This window comes from Altererythrobacter sp. GH1-8 (assembly GCF_043702085.1).
In the GTDB taxonomy this organism is placed as follows: domain Bacteria; phylum Pseudomonadota; class Alphaproteobacteria; order Sphingomonadales; family Sphingomonadaceae; genus Erythrobacter.
This window is the reverse complement of sequence record NZ_CP171690.1, coordinates 478,994-494,845: the sequence shown is the minus strand read 5'-3', so window position 1 is coordinate 494,845 and position 15,852 is coordinate 478,994. Positions and strand designations below refer to the sequence as shown.

General features: G+C 59.7%; 20 protein-coding genes and 1 tRNA gene. 17 read left to right on the top strand and 4 right to left on the bottom strand.

The window, feature by feature from the left end; all coding sequences use genetic code 11:
* The first annotated feature begins 9 nt into the window (after positions 1-9).
* The 6 genes from ACG9DO_RS02405 (at position 10) to ACG9DO_RS02380 (ending at position 5,285) form a co-directional block, all read left to right on the top strand.
* Positions 10-1,572 (top strand): peptide chain release factor 3, encoded by a 1,563-nt coding sequence (locus ACG9DO_RS02405; RefSeq protein ID WP_394730133.1) that lies wholly within the window; start codon positions 10-12, stop codon positions 1,570-1,572.
* A gap of 48 nt (positions 1,573-1,620) precedes the next feature.
* Positions 1,621-2,502, top strand: a complete 882-nt coding sequence (locus ACG9DO_RS02400; protein ID WP_394730132.1) for an alpha/beta fold hydrolase — start codon at positions 1,621-1,623, stop codon at positions 2,500-2,502.
* Positions 2,502-3,059 carry a pyridoxamine 5'-phosphate oxidase family protein gene (locus tag ACG9DO_RS02395; RefSeq protein WP_394730130.1) on the top strand — a complete coding sequence of 186 codons (558 nt, stop codon included), beginning with the start codon at positions 2,502-2,504 and terminating at the stop codon, positions 3,057-3,059. The genes ACG9DO_RS02400 and ACG9DO_RS02395 overlap by 1 nt, the downstream gene beginning before the upstream one ends.
* Positions 3,060-3,079: 20 nt before the next feature.
* Positions 3,080-3,799, top strand: a complete 720-nt coding sequence (locus ACG9DO_RS02390; protein WP_394730129.1) for an endonuclease/exonuclease/phosphatase family protein — start codon at positions 3,080-3,082, stop codon at positions 3,797-3,799.
* A 31-nt stretch (positions 3,800-3,830) separates the two neighbouring features.
* The gene (locus tag ACG9DO_RS02385) at positions 3,831-4,802 is read left to right on the top strand and encodes an IS1595 family transposase (RefSeq protein ID WP_394730128.1); all 972 of its coding nucleotides are present in this window, start codon (positions 3,831-3,833) and stop codon (positions 4,800-4,802) included.
* Between the two features lie 315 nt (positions 4,803-5,117).
* Positions 5,118-5,285, top strand: a complete 168-nt coding sequence (locus ACG9DO_RS02380; protein ID WP_394730127.1) for a hypothetical protein — start codon at positions 5,118-5,120, stop codon at positions 5,283-5,285.
* Here ACG9DO_RS02380 and ACG9DO_RS02375 read toward each other — a convergent pair.
* A complete protein-coding gene (locus tag ACG9DO_RS02375; RefSeq protein WP_394730126.1) occupies positions 5,263-5,400 on the bottom strand; it encodes a hypothetical protein in 138 nt (45 codons plus the stop codon). The two genes, ACG9DO_RS02380 and ACG9DO_RS02375, sit on opposite strands and share 23 nt — an antisense overlap.
* Before the next feature lie 22 nt (positions 5,401-5,422).
* Between ACG9DO_RS02375 and ACG9DO_RS02370 the strand changes: the two genes are divergently transcribed.
* The 3 genes from ACG9DO_RS02370 (at position 5,423) to ACG9DO_RS02360 (ending at position 8,036) form a co-directional block, all read left to right on the top strand.
* A complete protein-coding gene (locus tag ACG9DO_RS02370; protein WP_394730125.1) occupies positions 5,423-5,995 on the top strand; it encodes a hypothetical protein in 573 nt (190 codons plus the stop codon).
* 317 nt (positions 5,996-6,312) lie between these two features.
* Positions 6,313-6,651, top strand: a complete 339-nt coding sequence (locus tag ACG9DO_RS02365; RefSeq protein WP_394730124.1) for a P-II family nitrogen regulator — start codon at positions 6,313-6,315, stop codon at positions 6,649-6,651.
* A gap of 17 nt (positions 6,652-6,668) precedes the next feature.
* Positions 6,669-8,036, top strand: coding sequence for an ammonium transporter (locus ACG9DO_RS02360; protein ID WP_394730123.1), 1,368 nt, complete (start codon positions 6,669-6,671; stop codon positions 8,034-8,036).
* 224 nt (positions 8,037-8,260) lie between these two features.
* On the opposite strand, the gene ACG9DO_RS02355 is transcribed toward ACG9DO_RS02360, so the two are convergent.
* Positions 8,261-8,773, bottom strand: coding sequence for a thermonuclease family protein (locus ACG9DO_RS02355; protein WP_394730122.1), 513 nt, complete (start codon positions 8,771-8,773; stop codon positions 8,261-8,263).
* 88 nt (positions 8,774-8,861) lie between these two features.
* On the opposite strand from ACG9DO_RS02355, the gene ACG9DO_RS02350 reads away from it, so the two are divergent.
* The 7 genes from ACG9DO_RS02350 (at position 8,862) to ACG9DO_RS02320 (ending at position 13,816) form a co-directional block, all read left to right on the top strand.
* Positions 8,862-9,740 (top strand): sulfotransferase domain-containing protein, encoded by an 879-nt coding sequence (locus ACG9DO_RS02350; RefSeq protein WP_394730121.1) that lies wholly within the window; start codon positions 8,862-8,864, stop codon positions 9,738-9,740.
* Positions 9,741-9,808: 68 nt separating this feature from the next.
* Positions 9,809-10,708 carry an acetylglutamate kinase gene (gene argB, locus ACG9DO_RS02345; protein ID WP_394730120.1) on the top strand — a complete coding sequence of 300 codons (900 nt, stop codon included), beginning with the start codon at positions 9,809-9,811 and terminating at the stop codon, positions 10,706-10,708.
* Between the two features lie 74 nt (positions 10,709-10,782).
* Positions 10,783-11,070: a YggT family protein gene (locus ACG9DO_RS02340; protein WP_394730119.1), complete on the top strand. Its 288-nt coding sequence runs from the start codon at positions 10,783-10,785 to the stop codon at positions 11,068-11,070.
* Positions 11,070-11,963: a bifunctional methylenetetrahydrofolate dehydrogenase/methenyltetrahydrofolate cyclohydrolase FolD gene (gene folD / locus ACG9DO_RS02335; RefSeq protein ID WP_394730118.1), complete on the top strand. Its 894-nt coding sequence runs from the start codon at positions 11,070-11,072 to the stop codon at positions 11,961-11,963. Before ACG9DO_RS02340 ends, folD begins: the two co-directional genes overlap by 1 nt.
* Positions 11,960-12,721 carry a hypothetical protein gene (locus ACG9DO_RS02330; protein WP_394730117.1) on the top strand — a complete coding sequence of 254 codons (762 nt, stop codon included), beginning with the start codon at positions 11,960-11,962 and terminating at the stop codon, positions 12,719-12,721. Before folD ends, ACG9DO_RS02330 begins: the two co-directional genes overlap by 4 nt.
* 18 nt (positions 12,722-12,739) lie before the next feature.
* Positions 12,740-13,363: a MarC family protein gene (locus ACG9DO_RS02325; RefSeq protein WP_394730116.1), complete on the top strand. Its 624-nt coding sequence runs from the start codon at positions 12,740-12,742 to the stop codon at positions 13,361-13,363.
* 72 nt (positions 13,364-13,435) lie between these two features.
* On the top strand, positions 13,436-13,816 hold the full coding sequence (locus ACG9DO_RS02320; protein ID WP_394730115.1) for a hypothetical protein: 381 nt from the start codon (positions 13,436-13,438) through the stop codon (positions 13,814-13,816).
* Positions 13,817-13,918: 102 nt separating this feature from the next.
* On the opposite strand, the gene ACG9DO_RS02315 is transcribed toward ACG9DO_RS02320, so the two are convergent.
* The gene (locus tag ACG9DO_RS02315) at positions 13,919-14,530 is read right to left on the bottom strand and encodes an LON peptidase substrate-binding domain-containing protein (protein ID WP_394730114.1); all 612 of its coding nucleotides are present in this window, start codon (positions 14,528-14,530) and stop codon (positions 13,919-13,921) included.
* An 18-nt stretch (positions 14,531-14,548) separates the two neighbouring features.
* Complete coding sequence (trxA, locus tag ACG9DO_RS02310) at positions 14,549-15,472, bottom strand: thioredoxin (protein ID WP_394731167.1); 924 nt, start codon at positions 15,470-15,472, stop codon at positions 14,549-14,551.
* 243 nt (positions 15,473-15,715) lie between these two features.
* Here trxA and ACG9DO_RS02305 point away from each other — a divergent pair.
* Positions 15,716-15,790 (top strand) — tRNA-Gly (locus ACG9DO_RS02305).
* Positions 15,791-15,852 lie beyond the last annotated feature (62 nt).

Genomic DNA, 15,852 nt, shown 5'->3' with positions numbered 1-15,852 from the left:
CTCACTGACATGACCTCCAATAGACGTACCTTTGCGATCATCTCGCACCCTGACGCGGGTAAGACCACGCTGACCGAGAAGCTGCTGCTGACCGGCGGTGCGATCCATCTGGCGGGCGAGGTCAAAGCACGCGGACAGGCCCGGCGCGCGCGCTCTGACTGGATGAAGATCGAGCAGCAACGCGGCATCTCCGTCACCTCGAGCGTGATGACCTTCGAACGCGACGGCATCACCTTCAACCTGCTCGACACGCCGGGGCACGAGGATTTCTCCGAGGACACCTACCGCACGCTGACCGCGGTCGATTCCGCGATCATGGTGCTCGATGCCGCCGCCGGGATCGAGCCGCAGACGCTGAAGCTGTTCGAGGTCTGCCGCTTGCGCAGCGTTCCGATCATCACCTTCATCAACAAGATCGACCGCGAAGGGCGCGATCCGTACGAGCTGCTCGACGAGATCGCGGACAAGCTCGCGCTCGACACCGCGCCGATGAGCTGGCCGGTCGGCATGGGCGGACTGTTTGAGGGCGTCTATGATTTCGAGACCGGCGCGCTGCATCTGCCTGAAGGCGACGGCAAGGAGTTCAAGGGCAAGACGATCCACACCAGCGGCGCGGACGATCCGGTGCTGGCCGAGCATCTCTCTGCCGATGGCGTGGCGCGCATCGCGGAGGAAGGCTTGCTGGCGCGCGAGGGCTATGCACCGTTCGATTTCGAAGCCTATCGCAACGGCGACCTGACGCCGGTCTATTTCGGAAGTGCCTTGAAGCAATTCGGGGTCGAGGAAATTATCGAGGCGATTGCGAAATTCGCCCCGCCGCCGCGGCCGCAACCAAGCGCGGATGGGGATATCAGTCCTGAACGTGACGAAGTCACCGGCTTCATCTTCAAGGTCCAGGCGAACATGGATCCCAATCACCGCGACCGGATCGCCTTCATGCGGCAGGTTTCGGGTACCTTCAAACGCGGCATGAAGCTGACGCCTTCAGGTCTCGGCAAGCCCATTGCAGTGCATTCGCCCATTCTGTTCTTTGCGCAGGATCGCGAGATTGCGGACACGGCAGAGGCTGGCGATATTATCGGGATTCCCAACCACGGCACGCTGCGGGTGGGCGATACGCTGTCCGAGAAGAACGAGGTGCGCTTCACCGGCTTGCCGAACTTTGCGCCGGAAATCCTGCGCCGCGTTCAGCTCAAGGATCCGACCAAGACCAAGCAGCTGAGGAAGGCACTCGACGATTTGTCCGAGGAAGGCGTGCTGCAGGTGTTCTATCCGGAAATCGGCGCGCAATGGATCGTTGGCGTCGTCGGGCAATTGCAGCTCGACGTGCTGATCAGCCGCTTGTCGGCGGAATACAAGGTCGAGGCAGGGCTGGAGGCCTCGCCCTTTGCGACCGCCCGATGGGTCAAGGGCGAAGGCAAGGCGCTCGATGAATTCGCCAGCTTCAACCGCGCGAACCTCGCCAAGGATCGCGACGGAGACCTCGTATTCATGGCGAAGAGTCCGTGGGACGTGAATTACCAGGCGGAAAACAACCCCGAACTGACTTTCTCCGCCACCAAGGAACGTTAAGCAAACGCCGGACTTGCAGCCAAGCTGGGTTCGCGCCATGGATTTGCCATGACCGCCACCGGACCCACACAGCAGACCTTCATTAGCCAGCGCCTGAAGCTGAGCTATCTCGATTGGGCGCAGAGCAAGTATGACCGGGAAAAGCCGACGCTGGTGCTGGTGCATGGCGGGCGTGACCATGCGCGCAGCTGGGACTGGACCGCTGAGGCCCTTGGCGAGGACTGGCGCGTTGTCGCCTTCGACCACCGCGGTCATGGCGATAGCGAATGGGTCTCGGACGGAAATTACCGCGTCAACGACATGGTTTATGACCTTGCGCAGCTTGTTCACCAGCTTGGTGTCGGACCTGTTACCATTGTGAGCCATTCGATGGGCGGCAATGTCGCGCTGCGCTATGCGGGCGTGTTTCCCGATATGGTGAAGAAGATCGTCGCGATCGAAGGCTTGGGCCCGAGCCCTGAACGTCAGGCGGAACTGCGCGCTACGCCTTACCCCGAAAGGTTTGCCGAGTGGATCGGGAAGAAGCGCTCTGCCTCGGGCCGTATTCCGCGCAAGTATCAAAGCATTGAAGATGCGTTTGCGCGGATGATCGAGGAAAACGCTTACCTCACCGAGGAACAGGCGCGCCACCTCACCATTCATGGCATCAACCGCAACGAGGACGGGACTTATAGTTGGAAGTTCGACCCGCATCTCAATGTCTGGGCGGTGGAAGACATCGCGGATGAATTCCTGCAGCAGATCTGGGGCGCGATTACCGCTCCTACGCTCTTGCTGTACGGCGCGGACAGCTGGGCCTCCAACCCGGCAAAGGACGGGCGGATCAAGCATTTCACCAACGCCGAATTGATCGAGTTCGAACAGGCCGGCCACTGGCTCCACCACGACCAGTTCGAGCGGTTTATTGCTACGTTGAAGGACTTCCTCTGATGGCTGATTTCTCCGATACTCTGGACGACAAGCATGTCGCGATGATCGAAAAACAGCCGGTGTTCTTCGTCGCGACAGCAGCTGAGGACGCAAGGATAAATCTGAGCCCCAAGGGCTATGACGCATTTCGCGTGCTCAACCCGACTCAAGTCGCCTATCTCGATCTTGGCGGTTCCGGCAATGAGACCCATGCGCATCTGGCCGCGGATGGCCGCATCACCATCATGTTCTGCAACTTTGACCGGCCCGCGCTGATCCTGCGTATCTACGGCAAGGGCCGCGCCGTGCTGCCGCAGGATGAAGAGTGGAAAGAGCTTGCAAGCCATTTCACGCTGCTGCCCGGCACGCGTCAGATCTTCGTCATTGATGTCGAAAGTGTGCAGACCAGTTGCGGCTGGGGCGTGCCGTTCATGGAGTACAAGGACGAGCGGATGACGCTGCAGAAAGCGCACAAACAGTCCGATCCGGCGGAATGGGAGGCCAAGATGGCAACAAGGACGCAGAGCATCGATGGCTTGCCGACGCGTGCAACCGATCGCTACATCGCTGGCGAATAGCGCAAGGGCATTGCAAGCGGGTGGAACTCACCTTCGCAACCTATAACATCCACAAGGCGATCGGCGCTGACGGTCTGCGCGATCCGGAACGGATCCTGCGTGTGCTGCGCGAGGTGGATGCGGACGTCATTGCCCTGCAGGAAGTTGATAGGCGCTTCGGGCCGCGAGCCAGCGTCCTGCCGCGCGCTTTGCTTGATGACACGCCGTGGCTTGCGATCCCGGTTGCGCGGCGCACGCAGAGCCTTGGCTGGCACGGCAACGCGCTCCTTGTCCGGCGCAGTTTTCGCTGCCTTGCGGCCGGTGCGCTGGACCTGCCGACACTGGAGCCACGCGGCGCGGTGTTTGCCGAACTGAGCGTGGATGGGGGGCCGCGCTTTACAGTGGTAGGGACACATCTTGACCTGTCAGGCCTGAGGCGTCGCGATCAGATCCGCGCACTTGTCGACTGGCATGCAGAGCAGAGCCAGCGTTTTCCGACTGTGCTCATGGGGGATTTCAACCAATGGGGTCGGCTGACGGGCGCGATGCGGGAGTTCGGCATGGGCTGGCAGCAATTGGCGCCCGGAGCGAGCTATCCGGCGCGCAAGCCGATTGCGCGGCTCGACCGGATCGTGACGACGCCGCATTGGAGCTTTGTGGACGGCGGCGTACACCATAGTGCGCTGGCTGCTCAGGCATCCGACCATTTGCCCGTGTATGCGCAGCTGTCGCTGCCCAAAAAGTGGCAATTGTATACTTGACAAAGCAGGGGCTGTTTGGCATCAAACTGCTATGGAAAACGCAGTCGATATTTTTGCCCCTCGCTTCCAATCTGAAGATGCAGCCCGTGAGCACCTTGAAGGCATTCACTGGCCCGATGGTCCTGTCTGCCCTCATTGCGGATCAGGTGAAGCAAAGCGTCTCCCCCCTCAGAAGGGCCGCAAGACCAAAGCACACCCTGAAGGCGTAATTCGTAAAGGCGTTGTCCAGTGCAATCGCTGCCGCAAGCAATACACTGTCACCGTTGGCACCGTATTCGAGTCCTCAAAGGTTCCGCTCAACAAGTGGCTGCTCGCCACTCACCTGCTTTGTGCCTCAAAGAAGGGCATCAGCGGCCACCAGATGGCCCGTATGCTTGGTGTTACCTACAAAACCGCTTGGTTCATGATGCACCGCATCCGTGAAGCCATGACCGATACCGATAACACCCCGCTAGGTGGCCTTGGAAAGACCGTTGAAGCTGATGAAACCTATATCGGCGGCAAGGAAACCAACAAGCACGCCAGCAAGCGTCTCGGTCGCCAGTTCGCCGGTAAGGGCAAGCAGCCTGTCGTCTCCCTTGTTGAGCGCGAAGGTAAGGTTCGTTCGTTCCATGTTGCCAATGTCAACGGCAACACCCTGCGCCATGCTCTCGTGACCACCGTGGATCGCGGTAGCTGGATCATGACCGACGACCACCCCGGCTATAAGGCCGTAGGCAAGGAGTTCACCGGACACGGTGTCGTCAAGCACTCGCTTGGCGAATATGTCCGCGCTGGCGTTTTCCACTCCAACACGGTCGAAAACTTCTTCTCCATTCTCAAGCGCGGCATTGTCGGTGTCTATCACCACGTTAGCGAGGCTCACCTGCACCGCTACACCACGGAGTTCGACTTCCGTTACAACACGCGCAAGCTGTCAGACTTTGAACGCTCCGATGAAGCCCTCAAGGGCATCTCCGGCAAGCGCCTTACCTATCGGCGGATTGGCGCAGTCGCAGCCTAAGAAGCTGAAGCCCACCCCGCTCAAGGGGGAAAGGCGTAGGCGCTGAACTCGCAACTGACTCTTTTCGTTGAGAAAATCAGCGGGGATAAATCGCCGCCACTTCTAGCGAATCACCCCGAAACCTGCATTGCTACAAAGTTGATTGTCCTGAAAAGACGAAAACCCACCGTTGGCGCGGTGGGTCTTCTGATCAGGATAACCTCGCAGAAACTGTTCTGAAGGTGCGAGGCTGGTACGACCTGACAGCGCCCGTATTGGACGCATCCCATGTGCCCGTCAAGCCTTCAGATCGCACCATGTTGAAAGGTACGATACATGGCTACGAAACTGAATGATGAAACTATCCGCAAGATTTGGGCGCTGCTCCGCGAGGGGCACTACCAGCACGATATTGCGGCAATGTTCGGCCTTAATCAGGGCCGCGTTTCTGAAATCAATACCGGCAAGCGTGGCGGCCATATTACTGGCTTGAGCGCTTCATAAACTTGGTGGGGTCGGCCTTGCGGTCGGCCCCGCTTTTTTTGTTGTGCGGCTTAGGCTTGGTCTTCAGCATCCGCCTAAGCACTTCGTCTTCTTTCTTTTGATTGGTGTCTGTCATGCCAGATGATCCACTCCTAAACATGTCGAACGAAGAACTAAAAAAGTTTTTCTTTAGTGGGCTTGGGAACTTCATCCACCTGTTTTCTATCGTTGAAGATACGGTTAGAAGCTTACTTGAGCAAACTGCCGGAGTTGATAAGCAAGTATCTCTCGCGATTTTTTCTGGTCTGCGCACCGACAAGGCGATGACTAACATTCGACGCATTTACCAGGCGAAAGGGCAAAAATTTCCAAAGGAACTAGACAAAGCCTTCCAACAACTCTCCATCATCGCGCAATTTAGGAATGACGTACTACATCAACGCGCGGACTTTTCTCAAAGCCCTCCCGTCACAGGAAATCGCAAGAGCGTTCTAAACAAGAGCGCCATAAGGGAAACGCCGATCACGGCATACACTCTTGTTGCCGCCGCAGAAGACCTTGGGCGGATTTTGCTAATCTTAGGCGCGTTCTTGCGTCCGGACAGGGAAACTGATGATGTGGAGTTCGCCCTTAGCGAACCATGGCAGTATAAACCCGGCGAACAAGCGAGTACGGGTCAGAAACAAAAACCCCCTCTTCATCCAAAACGGAAACCCCCGCCTCAATCATAGCGGGCGTTATCTCGATTACCTTCTCATCGGCCTTCGCCATTTTCTCTGCCTATTTCTAGGCAACAGCAACCCTTGATTATGTCAGCCTGTCACGCATCCCAATGGTGCGAATCATAGGCTGCTTTGTCAAGTATACTATTGCCCAAAAAGTAATCACGCGCTCAAATTATAGGCAGCAATTCCCTCGGGGACGCCGGTAATTTCTCGTTAACTTCTGGATTCCCCTGCGACTCCGCAAATTGGCACACCTCTTGCTGCACCTGCGAAAGCCGGGTGTCGCTGAAAGACCGAAGGCCCGAAACAATAAGGGGGCACGGATGAAGTTCATCATCGCCATTATCAAACCGTTCAAGCTAGACGACGTCCGCGAGGCCCTTGGTGGCATCGGCGTTGCAGGTATGACCGTGTCGGAAGTGAAGGGATTTGGTCGCCAGAAAGGGCAGACCGAAATCTACCGCGGCGCGGAATACTCCACCAACATGCTGCCGAAGGTGAAGATCGAAGTCGCGGTAAGCGACGATATCGCCGCTCAGGTGGTTGAGACCATCCAGCAGACCGCCAGCACGGACGCCATCGGCGATGGCAAGATCTTCGTGCTCGACCTTGCCAACGCGACACGCATTCGCACCGGCGAGACTGGCGAAACTGCGCTGTGATGAAGGGGACTTCACTGATGAACCGCAAGATTCTTTCTTTCGCTGCGCTTGCCTTGGGCGGCGTGGTCATGGCGCACCCGGCTTTCGCCGCTGCGCCTGTCGCCGAAGCGGCTGAAGCCGTTGCCGAAGTGGCCGAAGCGGCGGCAGAAGCCGCGCCCGCCGTGCCCAACCCGGGCAACAACGCATGGATGATGACCTCGACCCTGCTGGTCCTGCTCATGATCCTGCCCGGTCTCGCGCTGTTCTATGGCGGCCTGACACGCTCCAAGAACATGCTCTCCACCATGACGCAAATCGGCGCCACCGCTGCGCTTGCGATGATCGTGTGGGTGATGTGGGGCTATTCGACCGCCTTCGGTCCTGAAGGCAATGCCTTCTACAGCTGGGGCAACGCCTTCCTGACGGCGAGTACGTACGAAAGCACGGCCGCGACGTTCTCGGATGAAGTCATCTCCGAATTCGTCTTCATCAGCTTCCAGATGACCTTCGCTGCGATTACCGCGGCGCTGATCCTCGGGGCGACGGCAGAACGCATGAAGTTCTCCGCTGTGATGGCTTTCGTGCCGATCTGGCTGACCATCGTCTACTTCCCGATCGCGCACATGGTCTGGGCGGGCGGCGGCTATCTGTTCGAAAAGGGCGCGCTGGACTTCGCTGGCGGCACCGTGGTGCACATCAACGCCGGTGTCTCTGGCCTGGTCCTCGCCTACCTGCTCGGCAAGCGCCGCGGCTATCCGGCAGAGCCGATGCCGCCGCACAGCCTGACCCTGACCATGGTCGGCACGGGCTTGCTGTGGGTGGGCTGGTTCGGCTTCAACGCAGGCTCGGCTCTGGAAGCCGACGCCTTCGCAGGCCTCGCCATGCTCAACACCTTCGTTGCAACCGCTGCTGGTGCGCTGACCTGGATGGTTATCGAGCGTCTTGCCGGTCACAAAGGTTCGGCCCTCGGCTTCTGCTCGGGCGTTATCGCTGGTCTGGTTGCCGTTACTCCGGCAGCTGGCAACAGCGGCCCGTTCGGGGCAATCCTGCTCGGCATCGCCAGCTCGGTCGTCTGCTACTTCTTCGTAGCCAAGGTAAAGGCAAAGCTGGGCTATGACGACTCGCTCGATGCTTTCGGCATCCACGGGATCGGCGGCATCGTTGGCGCAATCGGCACCGGCCTTGTCTATCAGCCTTTCCTCGGAGGCCCTGGCGATGGCTCGACTTCGGTCGGTGCGCAGCTCTGGACGCAAACCCACGGCGTGCTTGTCACCATCGTGTGGGCCGCTGTCGGCACGCTGATCGCTGCATACATCGTCAAGCTCGTAATTGGCCTCAGGGTCACCGAGGAAGTCGAAGTCGACGGCCTCGACATCAACGAGCACGGCGAACGCGCCTACAATTAAGGGAGCGTCGCGCGAAAAGTGGGAACCGGTTTCCCCCTTTCGCGACGCGACCCGCAAGAATGATCAAGTTTGGCGGGGAGAGACTTCTTCTCCTCTCCCCTCTCCCCGCCTCACCTCGTTCCTCCTGCGAACGAACACCTGGAACGGGCCGGAGCTTTCAAAGCTTCGGCCCCTTTTTTATGCGTGTTGGGTTAGGGGGCTGAAGCAGGCGGGCTTTAGGAGCGCTAGTCGCACCAATCGCGGCGCTCCCAGATGGCACCGCCTTCTGCGAGCTCGACGTCGATCATGTATTCAGCGAGATGCTGGATCTCGCGATCTCTGCTTACTCGGCGCGCTGCACGCAGCTCGCGGCCATAGCGATCGCGCGGCGGGCTGGTGCCGCCATCCCATTCGAACTGTCCCTTGTTCAGCCAATCGAGCAGAGCGCGTTGAGCCAGCAAGGCTTGCGTGCTCTCCGCATCGCACCGCCCGGCGATCTCAGGCGCATCAAACCCGGTCAGACGAATGCGGCGGGCATTGGCGCCGAAGCCGATCGTCACGGTGTCGCCGTCGCTGACGCAGTGAAAAGGACGCCCCTTTTCTCCGCATGTCCCAAAGCGCGCACCAATCTTGACCCATTCCTGCGGCGCGACAAGTGGCTTGGTGAGATACCATGCCGCCACAAGCCCAATCGCTAGCACTGGTGTCGCCCAGCGCGACCAGCGTTGCTTGCGCCTGTTGTATCTCCAGCGAGCCATTCGATGCCTTTAAACCGGCAACTGGCTTGCTTGAAAGCCCTGCTCCTGCCAATCCATCACAAGGGCGCACAAACAGAAGGATAAAGATATGGCCGGACGTGCGCGATCTATCGAGGAATTCGCGGAGAATATGGAGGCTATGGCCGCTAAGCCATCGCCTGACTATCGCCCGTATGAGCCGCAAGTGGGCGATGTCTTTATCACGCCCTGGGCCAAGAGCGGCACGACTTTGATGCAGCAGATGTTCCATCAGCTACGCACGGGTGGCGACATGGATTTCGACGATATCAGCCGGGTTGTCCCCTGGGACGATACCGGCACGATGATCGGGCTGGACCTCAATGCCCCGCAAAAAGCGGATCCACGCGGCTTCAAATCTCATCGCGAATATGAACGGCTGCCTGCGGGCATGCGCTACGTCGTGACCCTGCGCGATCCCAAGGAATGCTTTGTCTCCTTCTACCGCTTCTTCAATGGCTGGCATATCGAGCGCGATGCGATCCCGATGGAGGAATTCATGCCGTTCTTCATGGGCGGAGGGCCGGGTGGCTGCGACTATTTCACCCATTTGCTGAGCTGGTACGCGCGGCACAACGAGCCCGATACGCTCCTCACGACCTATCACTGGGCAGTGAAGAACAAGCGCGCCGTGATTGCCCGACTTGCCCAATTCATCGGGACCGACTTGACGCAGGACCTGGCCGATCTTGTCGATCATCGGACCACGCGGGCTTTCATGGTTGAGCATATGGACAAGTTTGACGACAAGCTTGTTGCAGAAGCGCTAGAGCGGAATATCGGAATTCCAGCCGCAAGCGATTCCACCAAGGTGCAGGCCGAAGGGAGCGATGCGAAGACTATTCCTGCCGGGATTGCTCAGCAGATCGACTCCTTGTGGGCGGACCGCGTGCTTCCGGTAACGGGTCACTCGAATTTTGCTGCGCTCGCAGCAGAACTTGACGGCTAGCTCTTCTCTTCCCTGCGAGGCACTAAGCCGCTAAGCGCGCGGGCGAAGCGAGTTGGAAACGGACCGTCATGAGCGATAGCAGCGACACAACGAACCTGGCCAAGGCCGAAGTGCTGATTGAGGCCCTGCCTTATTTTCAGCGCTATGCCGGCCGCACTTTCGTAGTGAAGTATGGCGGCCATGCGATGGGCAATCCAGAAGCTGCGCGCGACTTTGCAGAAGACATCGTGCTGCTGAAAGCGGTCGGTATCAATCCGGTGGTGGTCCATGGCGGAGGCCCTCAGATCGGCGCCATGCTCAAGAAGCTGGGGGTCGAAAGCACCTTTGTCGACGGGCTGCGGGTCACCGATGCGGCGACGGCGGAAGTCGCCGAAATGGTGCTTTCCGGCGCGATCAACAAGCAGCTGGTCAGCTGGATCGCGGGCGCAGGCGGCAAGGCAATCGGCATTTCCGGCAAGGATGGCGGGCTCGTCACCGCGACCAAGGTCGAGCGCACGACACGCGATCCGGAAAGCAACATCGAACGCGCGGTCGATCTGGGTTTTGTGGGTGAGCCGACCACGGTCGATACGACCATCATCGACACGGCGGTCAATGCGGGCATGATCCCGATCATCGCGCCGATTGCTGCAGGCGCGGATGGCGAGACCTACAACATCAACGCAGACACCATGGCAGGTGCGATTGCAGCCGCGCTCGGCGCGGCACGGCTGTTCCTGCTGACCGATGTCGCGGGTGTCCTCAGCAAGCAAGGCGAATTGCTGACGGACCTCACGCCAGCCGACATCGCTGCGCTCAAGCAAGACGGGACCATTTCCGGCGGCATGATCCCCAAGCTTGAAACCTGCGTTTCAGCGGTCGAGGCGGGCTGCGAAGCTGCGGTTGTCCTTGATGGACGCGTTGGGCACGCCATGCTGCTGGAATTCTTCACGGCGCGCGGGGCTGGTACGCTGATCCGCAAGGGGTAGACCTTGCAGACCGCTACTCGCCGTATTAGCTGTATAAGACGCATCACCGCCAACACAAACCAGAAGAGAGTCCAATGACGGGTCTTGTCGCCCTTTACCAAATCATCGATCTGCTCACCAGCGCGCTGGTCATGCTGATCATCATTCAGTTCATAATTGGGCTGCTCTTCGCGTTCAACGTCGTCAGTCAATCGAACGACTTCCTGATGGCGTTCTACAACTCCATCAACCGCTTCCTTGATCCGATTCTGCGACCGATCCGGAACATGCTCCCCAATACAGGCGCGATCGATTTCAGCCCGCTCGTATTGATCATAGTCCTTCAGATCATCATGATCGTTCTGGGAAGCATTATCTTCTGATGACAGCGACACGGATTGACGGAAAGGCGTTTGCCGCCCGCCTGCGCGAGCGCGTTGGCGAATACGCCGCAAGCTTCGAACAGGCCGCCGGCCGCAAGGCGGGCCTTGCGGTGGTGCTGGTCGGCGAGGACCCGGCGAGCCAGGTCTACGTCGGCAGCAAGGGCAAGGCGACGGTGGCGGCCAACATGGCAAGCTTTGAGCATCGTTTGCCCGCTGATACATCGTCTGAAGACCTGCTCGCGCTGGTCGAGCAACTGAATCAGGATGACAGCGTGGACGGTATCCTCGTCCAGCTGCCGCTGCCAGATCATCTCGATGAACAGGCGATCATTTCCGCGATCAGCCCGGACAAGGATGTCGACGGATTTCACGTCATCAATGCGGGTCGCCTGTCAGTCGGCCAGAGCGGGTTCGTGCCCTGCACGCCGCTTGGCTGCATGATGCTGCTAACCGACCGGCTGGGCGATCTCTCAGGCCTTGAAGCGGTCGTAATCGGCCGCTCCAACATCGTCGGCAAGCCGATGGCCCAGCTCCTGCTCGATGCCAATGCAACCGTCACGATCGCCCATAGCCGCACCAAGGACCTTCCGGCTGTGGTTAAGCGCGCAGACATCGTGGTGGCGGCAGTAGGAAGAGCCGAGATGGTGAAAGCCGAATGGCTCAAACAAGGTGCAACCGTGATTGATGTCGGGATCAACCGCTTGCCGCCCGAGCCCGGCAGCGAGAAGGGCAGGCTGGTGGGCGATGTCGCTTACAATGAAGCGAGCGAAGTGGCGGGGGCCATCACGCCGGTCCCGGGCGGCGTCGGCCCGATGACCATCGCGGTGCTCCTGCGCAACACGCTCGTCGCGGCCTATCGCAATGCAGGCCTTGCGGTACCGGGCGACCTGTGAAACGCATTGCCATCATCATTGGCCTTGCCGCAATCCTCGCCGCCTGCGGGCAGCAACGCCCGCGCATCCCCGAACAGGTCATCAACCGCGCGCTGGCGGGAGCTCCGGGTGAAGCGCAGCCGAGTACAATCGTGAAAACCGAGCTCGAATTTGCCCGAGCTGCCCGTGAAGAGGGACAATGGACGGCATTCCGCGCCTTTGCCGCCCCAGGCGCGATCATGCATGGCCGTAATGGCCCGATAGCGGCGGACCCCTGGCTCGCTGTTCAGTCCAATCCGGACAAGGCCGTGCAATGGGAACCGCGCAGCATATGGATGAGCTGTGATGGCGCGCTTGCCGTGAGTACAGGCCGCTTCGTTGACCCTGACGGGCTTGTCGGCACCTATTACACCGTCTGGGAGCGGCAGAGCGACCGGTCCTACAAATGGATCTACGATGGAGGCGCGCCGGACAACCCGCAGCCGCCAGCGCGCGATCCGATTCCGGACCTTGCCCCAGAAGACATCGTTGTGACCCGAATGGATTCGATCACGGGGCTGGTCGCCCACTGCCCCCGTGCTGGCGAGGAAGTGCCGAGCGCGCCTGCCTACAACATCACTGATGATGCTTCGCAAGGTGGCCGGATGTCGCGCGATGGCACTCTGCGCTGGCGCTGGGAGCACTCTCCCGAAGGCGAGCGGCGTATCATCGTCGACTGGTTGACGCCGGGCAAATGGCAAGTGGCTCTGGACGAGACTCTTCCCGCGCCGATCGATTGATACTAAGGGCGCTCGGCTATGTACGAGCTTTTCATCTCTGCCTTCATCACGCTGTTCGTCGTGATCGACCCACCCGGCTGTGCGCCGATCTATGCCGGCCTCACCAAGGGCGCGAGCCAGAGGCAGCGCACGGCCATGGCCCTGCGCGCGAGCGCTATTGCGACCGTGATCCTGCTGTTCTTCGCGCTGCTGGGCGAGGAATTGCTCGACGCGCTCCATATCGAGCTCGACAGCTTCCGCATCGCTGGTGGTTTCATGCTGTTCTGGATCGCCTTTGAAATGGTGTTCGAGAAGCGTCAGCAAAGGCGCGAAGAGCGCGCCAACAAAGTGGCCGCAACACCGGAGGTCGAGGACGTTTCGGTCTTTCCGATGGCGATGCCGATGCTCGCAGGGCCGGGTGCGATTGCTGCGATCATGCTGCTGATGAACGAGACTGACACGCCGGAAGAAACGCTGGTAGTGCTCGGCGCGCTGGGTGCGGTATTGCTGATCACCGCGATCGCGCTGGTTGCGGCAGGTCCGCTGATCAAGCTTTTGGGCGACCGGGTCGAGGCGGTCATCACGCGGCTGCTCGGCGTGCTGCTGGCAGCGCTTGCCGCTCAATATGTGATCGACGGACTGAAAGGAAGCTTCGGGATCTAACGATCAGTTTGCGGCAGGTCCGTTTGCGACCTAATTGCGGACCTACAGCCCCATTTGTGTTATCGGAAACGAATGAGCTTCTGGGCCATGTCCTTCGCGATGAACGCGTTCATCTACATCGTGCCGATATATTGTGCAGCAAGAGCGTTCGCCGATTTTCGGCAGGGAAAGATCGTCTTGGCCTGTGCGGGTGCGCTTTGCGCTGTGGTTCTGTTGGCTCCGCTTGTAGCTGCCTATGCCGTGCCGGATTCGGAGGCCATGGCATGGTTCCTCCTTGGCTTCGTCGTCATCAGCAGCATCGGGGTGGCAATCTACGTCAGCTCTCGAACGTTACTTGATGCCGTTGGACGAAATTTCGGGTGGGCACTTGCTGGAGGGCTTTGCATAATCCTACTCATCCTACCGTGGGTTTGGACATTCAGCATGCCCGCCAATCAAGTTACGATCGGCTGATATCACCAAAGGAGCGTGCGAGGTCGCTTCTCCACCCAATTACGGACGTTACCACCCGCACTCTCGCCCGTCTGAGTCCGGACATCTGTACACTCGTGACTTCTACTGCAGCGTGATGATTTCCTCATCGCCGTCGGTGCGGCCATAGAACTGCATCAGCTGGATCAGCAGCTCGCAGCGCGCGTTGAGGTTTTCCGCTTCCAGCAGAGCTTGCTTGCTCGCCGGATCGAACGGCGCGATCTGAGAGACGCCGTTGATGAGCGCGTGATCGTCGAGCCGCTCCACCGAATCCCAGTCGACCCTGTAACCCTGGCGATCAGCGAATTTGCGTGCCTGCTGTTCGAATCCGGCGCGTTCGATTGGGGAAAGAGCCGCGTTCTCGTCGTCAGGCAGAAGCTCGGCTTCGATCTGGCGAAAGCCGGTCGTCACGTCGAGTTCCTTGATCATCCGGAACCGGCTTTGTCCCTCGAGGATGAGATTGTAGCGGCCATCATCCATCGCTTCGATCTCGCCGATCTTGCCGACACAGCCAACCGCATAAAGCGGCGCGCCTTCAACCGGCTTTTTCGGCTGGATCATCGCGATTTGGCGGTCGCGCACGAGCGCATCGCCGACAAGCTCGCGATAGCGCGGCTCGAAGATGTGCAGCGGCAATTGCAATCCGGGAAAAAGGATCGCGCCGGGCAGCGGGAAGATCGAAAGGCGCTTGGTCATGTCGGGTCTTGTAGCATCCTATCCGAACAAAATCCTGGAAAGACGGCGGCGCGTTGATACCACCCATTCGTCTTCCAGCCCGACGGCTTCGAAAATCTGCAATAGCTTGGCGCGGGCAGCGCTGTCGTTCCACTCGCGGTCTCTTTTGACCATCGCGAGCAGCGTGTCAGCGGCCTCATCGCGCGCACCAGCAGCGAAGGCCGCCTCGGCAAAGCTGAACTGCTTGTCCATGTCTTCAGGGTTCGCCTGCGCATCGTCACGAAGGCCCGCAAGCTCGCTGTCATCGACCCTGTTGCTGGCGAGTTCGATCGCGCTTGCCGCTGCAGCCAGCGCCGGGTCTTCGGCTATCGCCGGGTTGTGCCGTGCAGCATCGAGCGCTGCCTGGGCCTGTTCGACATGGCCCGCAGCGGTGAGTGAACGGACGAGGCCAGACTGCGCCGCGGCGTTGTCAGGCGCCATCTCCACGACCTGGGCAAAGATACCTGCAGCGCGCTCGGCATCGCCGCCTTCCAGTACTTCCTCACCCATCGCGACAAACTGGCTGACGTCCTGTTCTGCCCTCGCATTCGCGCCGCCTTCCCCGCCAGCCTGGATAGGCAACTGGCCCAGGATCTGGTCGAGCATCTGCTTCAGTTGCGATTCGGTGCGTGCACCGGTCAGGTCGGCGACCGGCTGACCCTGGAACATCGCGTAAACCGTCGGGATCGACTTGACCTGGAACTGAGCGGCGATGAATTGCTCTTCGTCGACGTTGATCTTGGCGAGCACCACGCCTTTTTCGGCATACTCAGCAGCGACCTTCTCAAGAACGGGCGCGAGAGCCTTGCACGGCCCGCACCATTCGGCCCAGAAGTCGAGGATAACAAGGCTCGACATCGATGGTTCGACGACATTCTGGCGGAAACGATCGACGGCTTTTTGTTCGTCGAGATTGAGACCCATGCTGGCCACTTTGATACTCCTTGGCGGCGCGGATCGTCCTGGGACCCGCATTTACAATGCTTGGCTCTCCATGTGGGTCCGCAAGGGGGGATGTAAAGGCACTTTGCGAAACCAAGGGGCAGTTCAGCGTGCAATTGCGTAATTTGATGCAATTTTGCGCTTGCGAGGCGCGGGACGCGCTGCTAATCGCGCCGCTCCCCAGCGAAGAGAGCGCTTAGCGCCTTCGCTAGCGAGCGTCAGTGAGCGGGCGTAGCTCAGGGGTAGAGCACAACCTTGCCAAGGTTGGGGTCGGGCGTTCGAATCGCCTCGCCCGCTCCATTGTTTCCGCGGATCTCCCGGACCATATCGTTCTTATGGACCCGCGCTTGGGCTCGTTAGAG

Bases quoted from the DNA above. Each gene is read 5' to 3' on its own strand.
- ACG9DO_RS02405 (WP_394730133.1), top strand. From the start codon at position 10: ATGACCTCCAATAGACGTACCTTTGCGATCATCTCGCACCCTGACGCG.
- ACG9DO_RS02400 (WP_394730132.1), top strand. From the start codon at position 1,621: ATGACCGCCACCGGACCCACACAGCAGACCTTCATTAGCCAGCGCCTG.
- ACG9DO_RS02395 (WP_394730130.1), top strand. From the start codon at position 2,502: ATGGCTGATTTCTCCGATACTCTGGACGACAAGCATGTCGCGATGATC.
- ACG9DO_RS02385 (WP_394730128.1), top strand. From the start codon at position 3,831: ATGGAAAACGCAGTCGATATTTTTGCCCCTCGCTTCCAATCTGAAGAT.
- ACG9DO_RS02380 (WP_394730127.1), top strand. From the start codon at position 5,118: ATGGCTACGAAACTGAATGATGAAACTATCCGCAAGATTTGGGCGCTG.
- ACG9DO_RS02375 (WP_394730126.1), bottom strand. From the start codon at position 5,400: ATGACAGACACCAATCAAAAGAAAGAAGACGAAGTGCTTAGGCGGATG.
- ACG9DO_RS02370 (WP_394730125.1), top strand. From the start codon at position 5,423: ATGTCGAACGAAGAACTAAAAAAGTTTTTCTTTAGTGGGCTTGGGAAC.
- ACG9DO_RS02365 (WP_394730124.1), top strand. From the start codon at position 6,313: ATGAAGTTCATCATCGCCATTATCAAACCGTTCAAGCTAGACGACGTC.
- ACG9DO_RS02360 (WP_394730123.1), top strand. From the start codon at position 6,669: ATGAACCGCAAGATTCTTTCTTTCGCTGCGCTTGCCTTGGGCGGCGTG.
- ACG9DO_RS02355 (WP_394730122.1), bottom strand. From the start codon at position 8,773: ATGGCTCGCTGGAGATACAACAGGCGCAAGCAACGCTGGTCGCGCTGG.
- ACG9DO_RS02350 (WP_394730121.1), top strand. From the start codon at position 8,862: ATGGCCGGACGTGCGCGATCTATCGAGGAATTCGCGGAGAATATGGAG.
- argB (WP_394730120.1), top strand. From the start codon at position 9,809: ATGAGCGATAGCAGCGACACAACGAACCTGGCCAAGGCCGAAGTGCTG.
- ACG9DO_RS02340 (WP_394730119.1), top strand. From the start codon at position 10,783: ATGACGGGTCTTGTCGCCCTTTACCAAATCATCGATCTGCTCACCAGC.
- folD (WP_394730118.1), top strand. From the start codon at position 11,070: ATGACAGCGACACGGATTGACGGAAAGGCGTTTGCCGCCCGCCTGCGC.
- ACG9DO_RS02325 (WP_394730116.1), top strand. From the start codon at position 12,740: ATGTACGAGCTTTTCATCTCTGCCTTCATCACGCTGTTCGTCGTGATC.
- ACG9DO_RS02320 (WP_394730115.1), top strand. From the start codon at position 13,436: ATGAGCTTCTGGGCCATGTCCTTCGCGATGAACGCGTTCATCTACATC.
- ACG9DO_RS02315 (WP_394730114.1), bottom strand. From the start codon at position 14,530: ATGACCAAGCGCCTTTCGATCTTCCCGCTGCCCGGCGCGATCCTTTTT.
- trxA (WP_394731167.1), bottom strand. From the start codon at position 15,472: ATGGGTCTCAATCTCGACGAACAAAAAGCCGTCGATCGTTTCCGCCAG.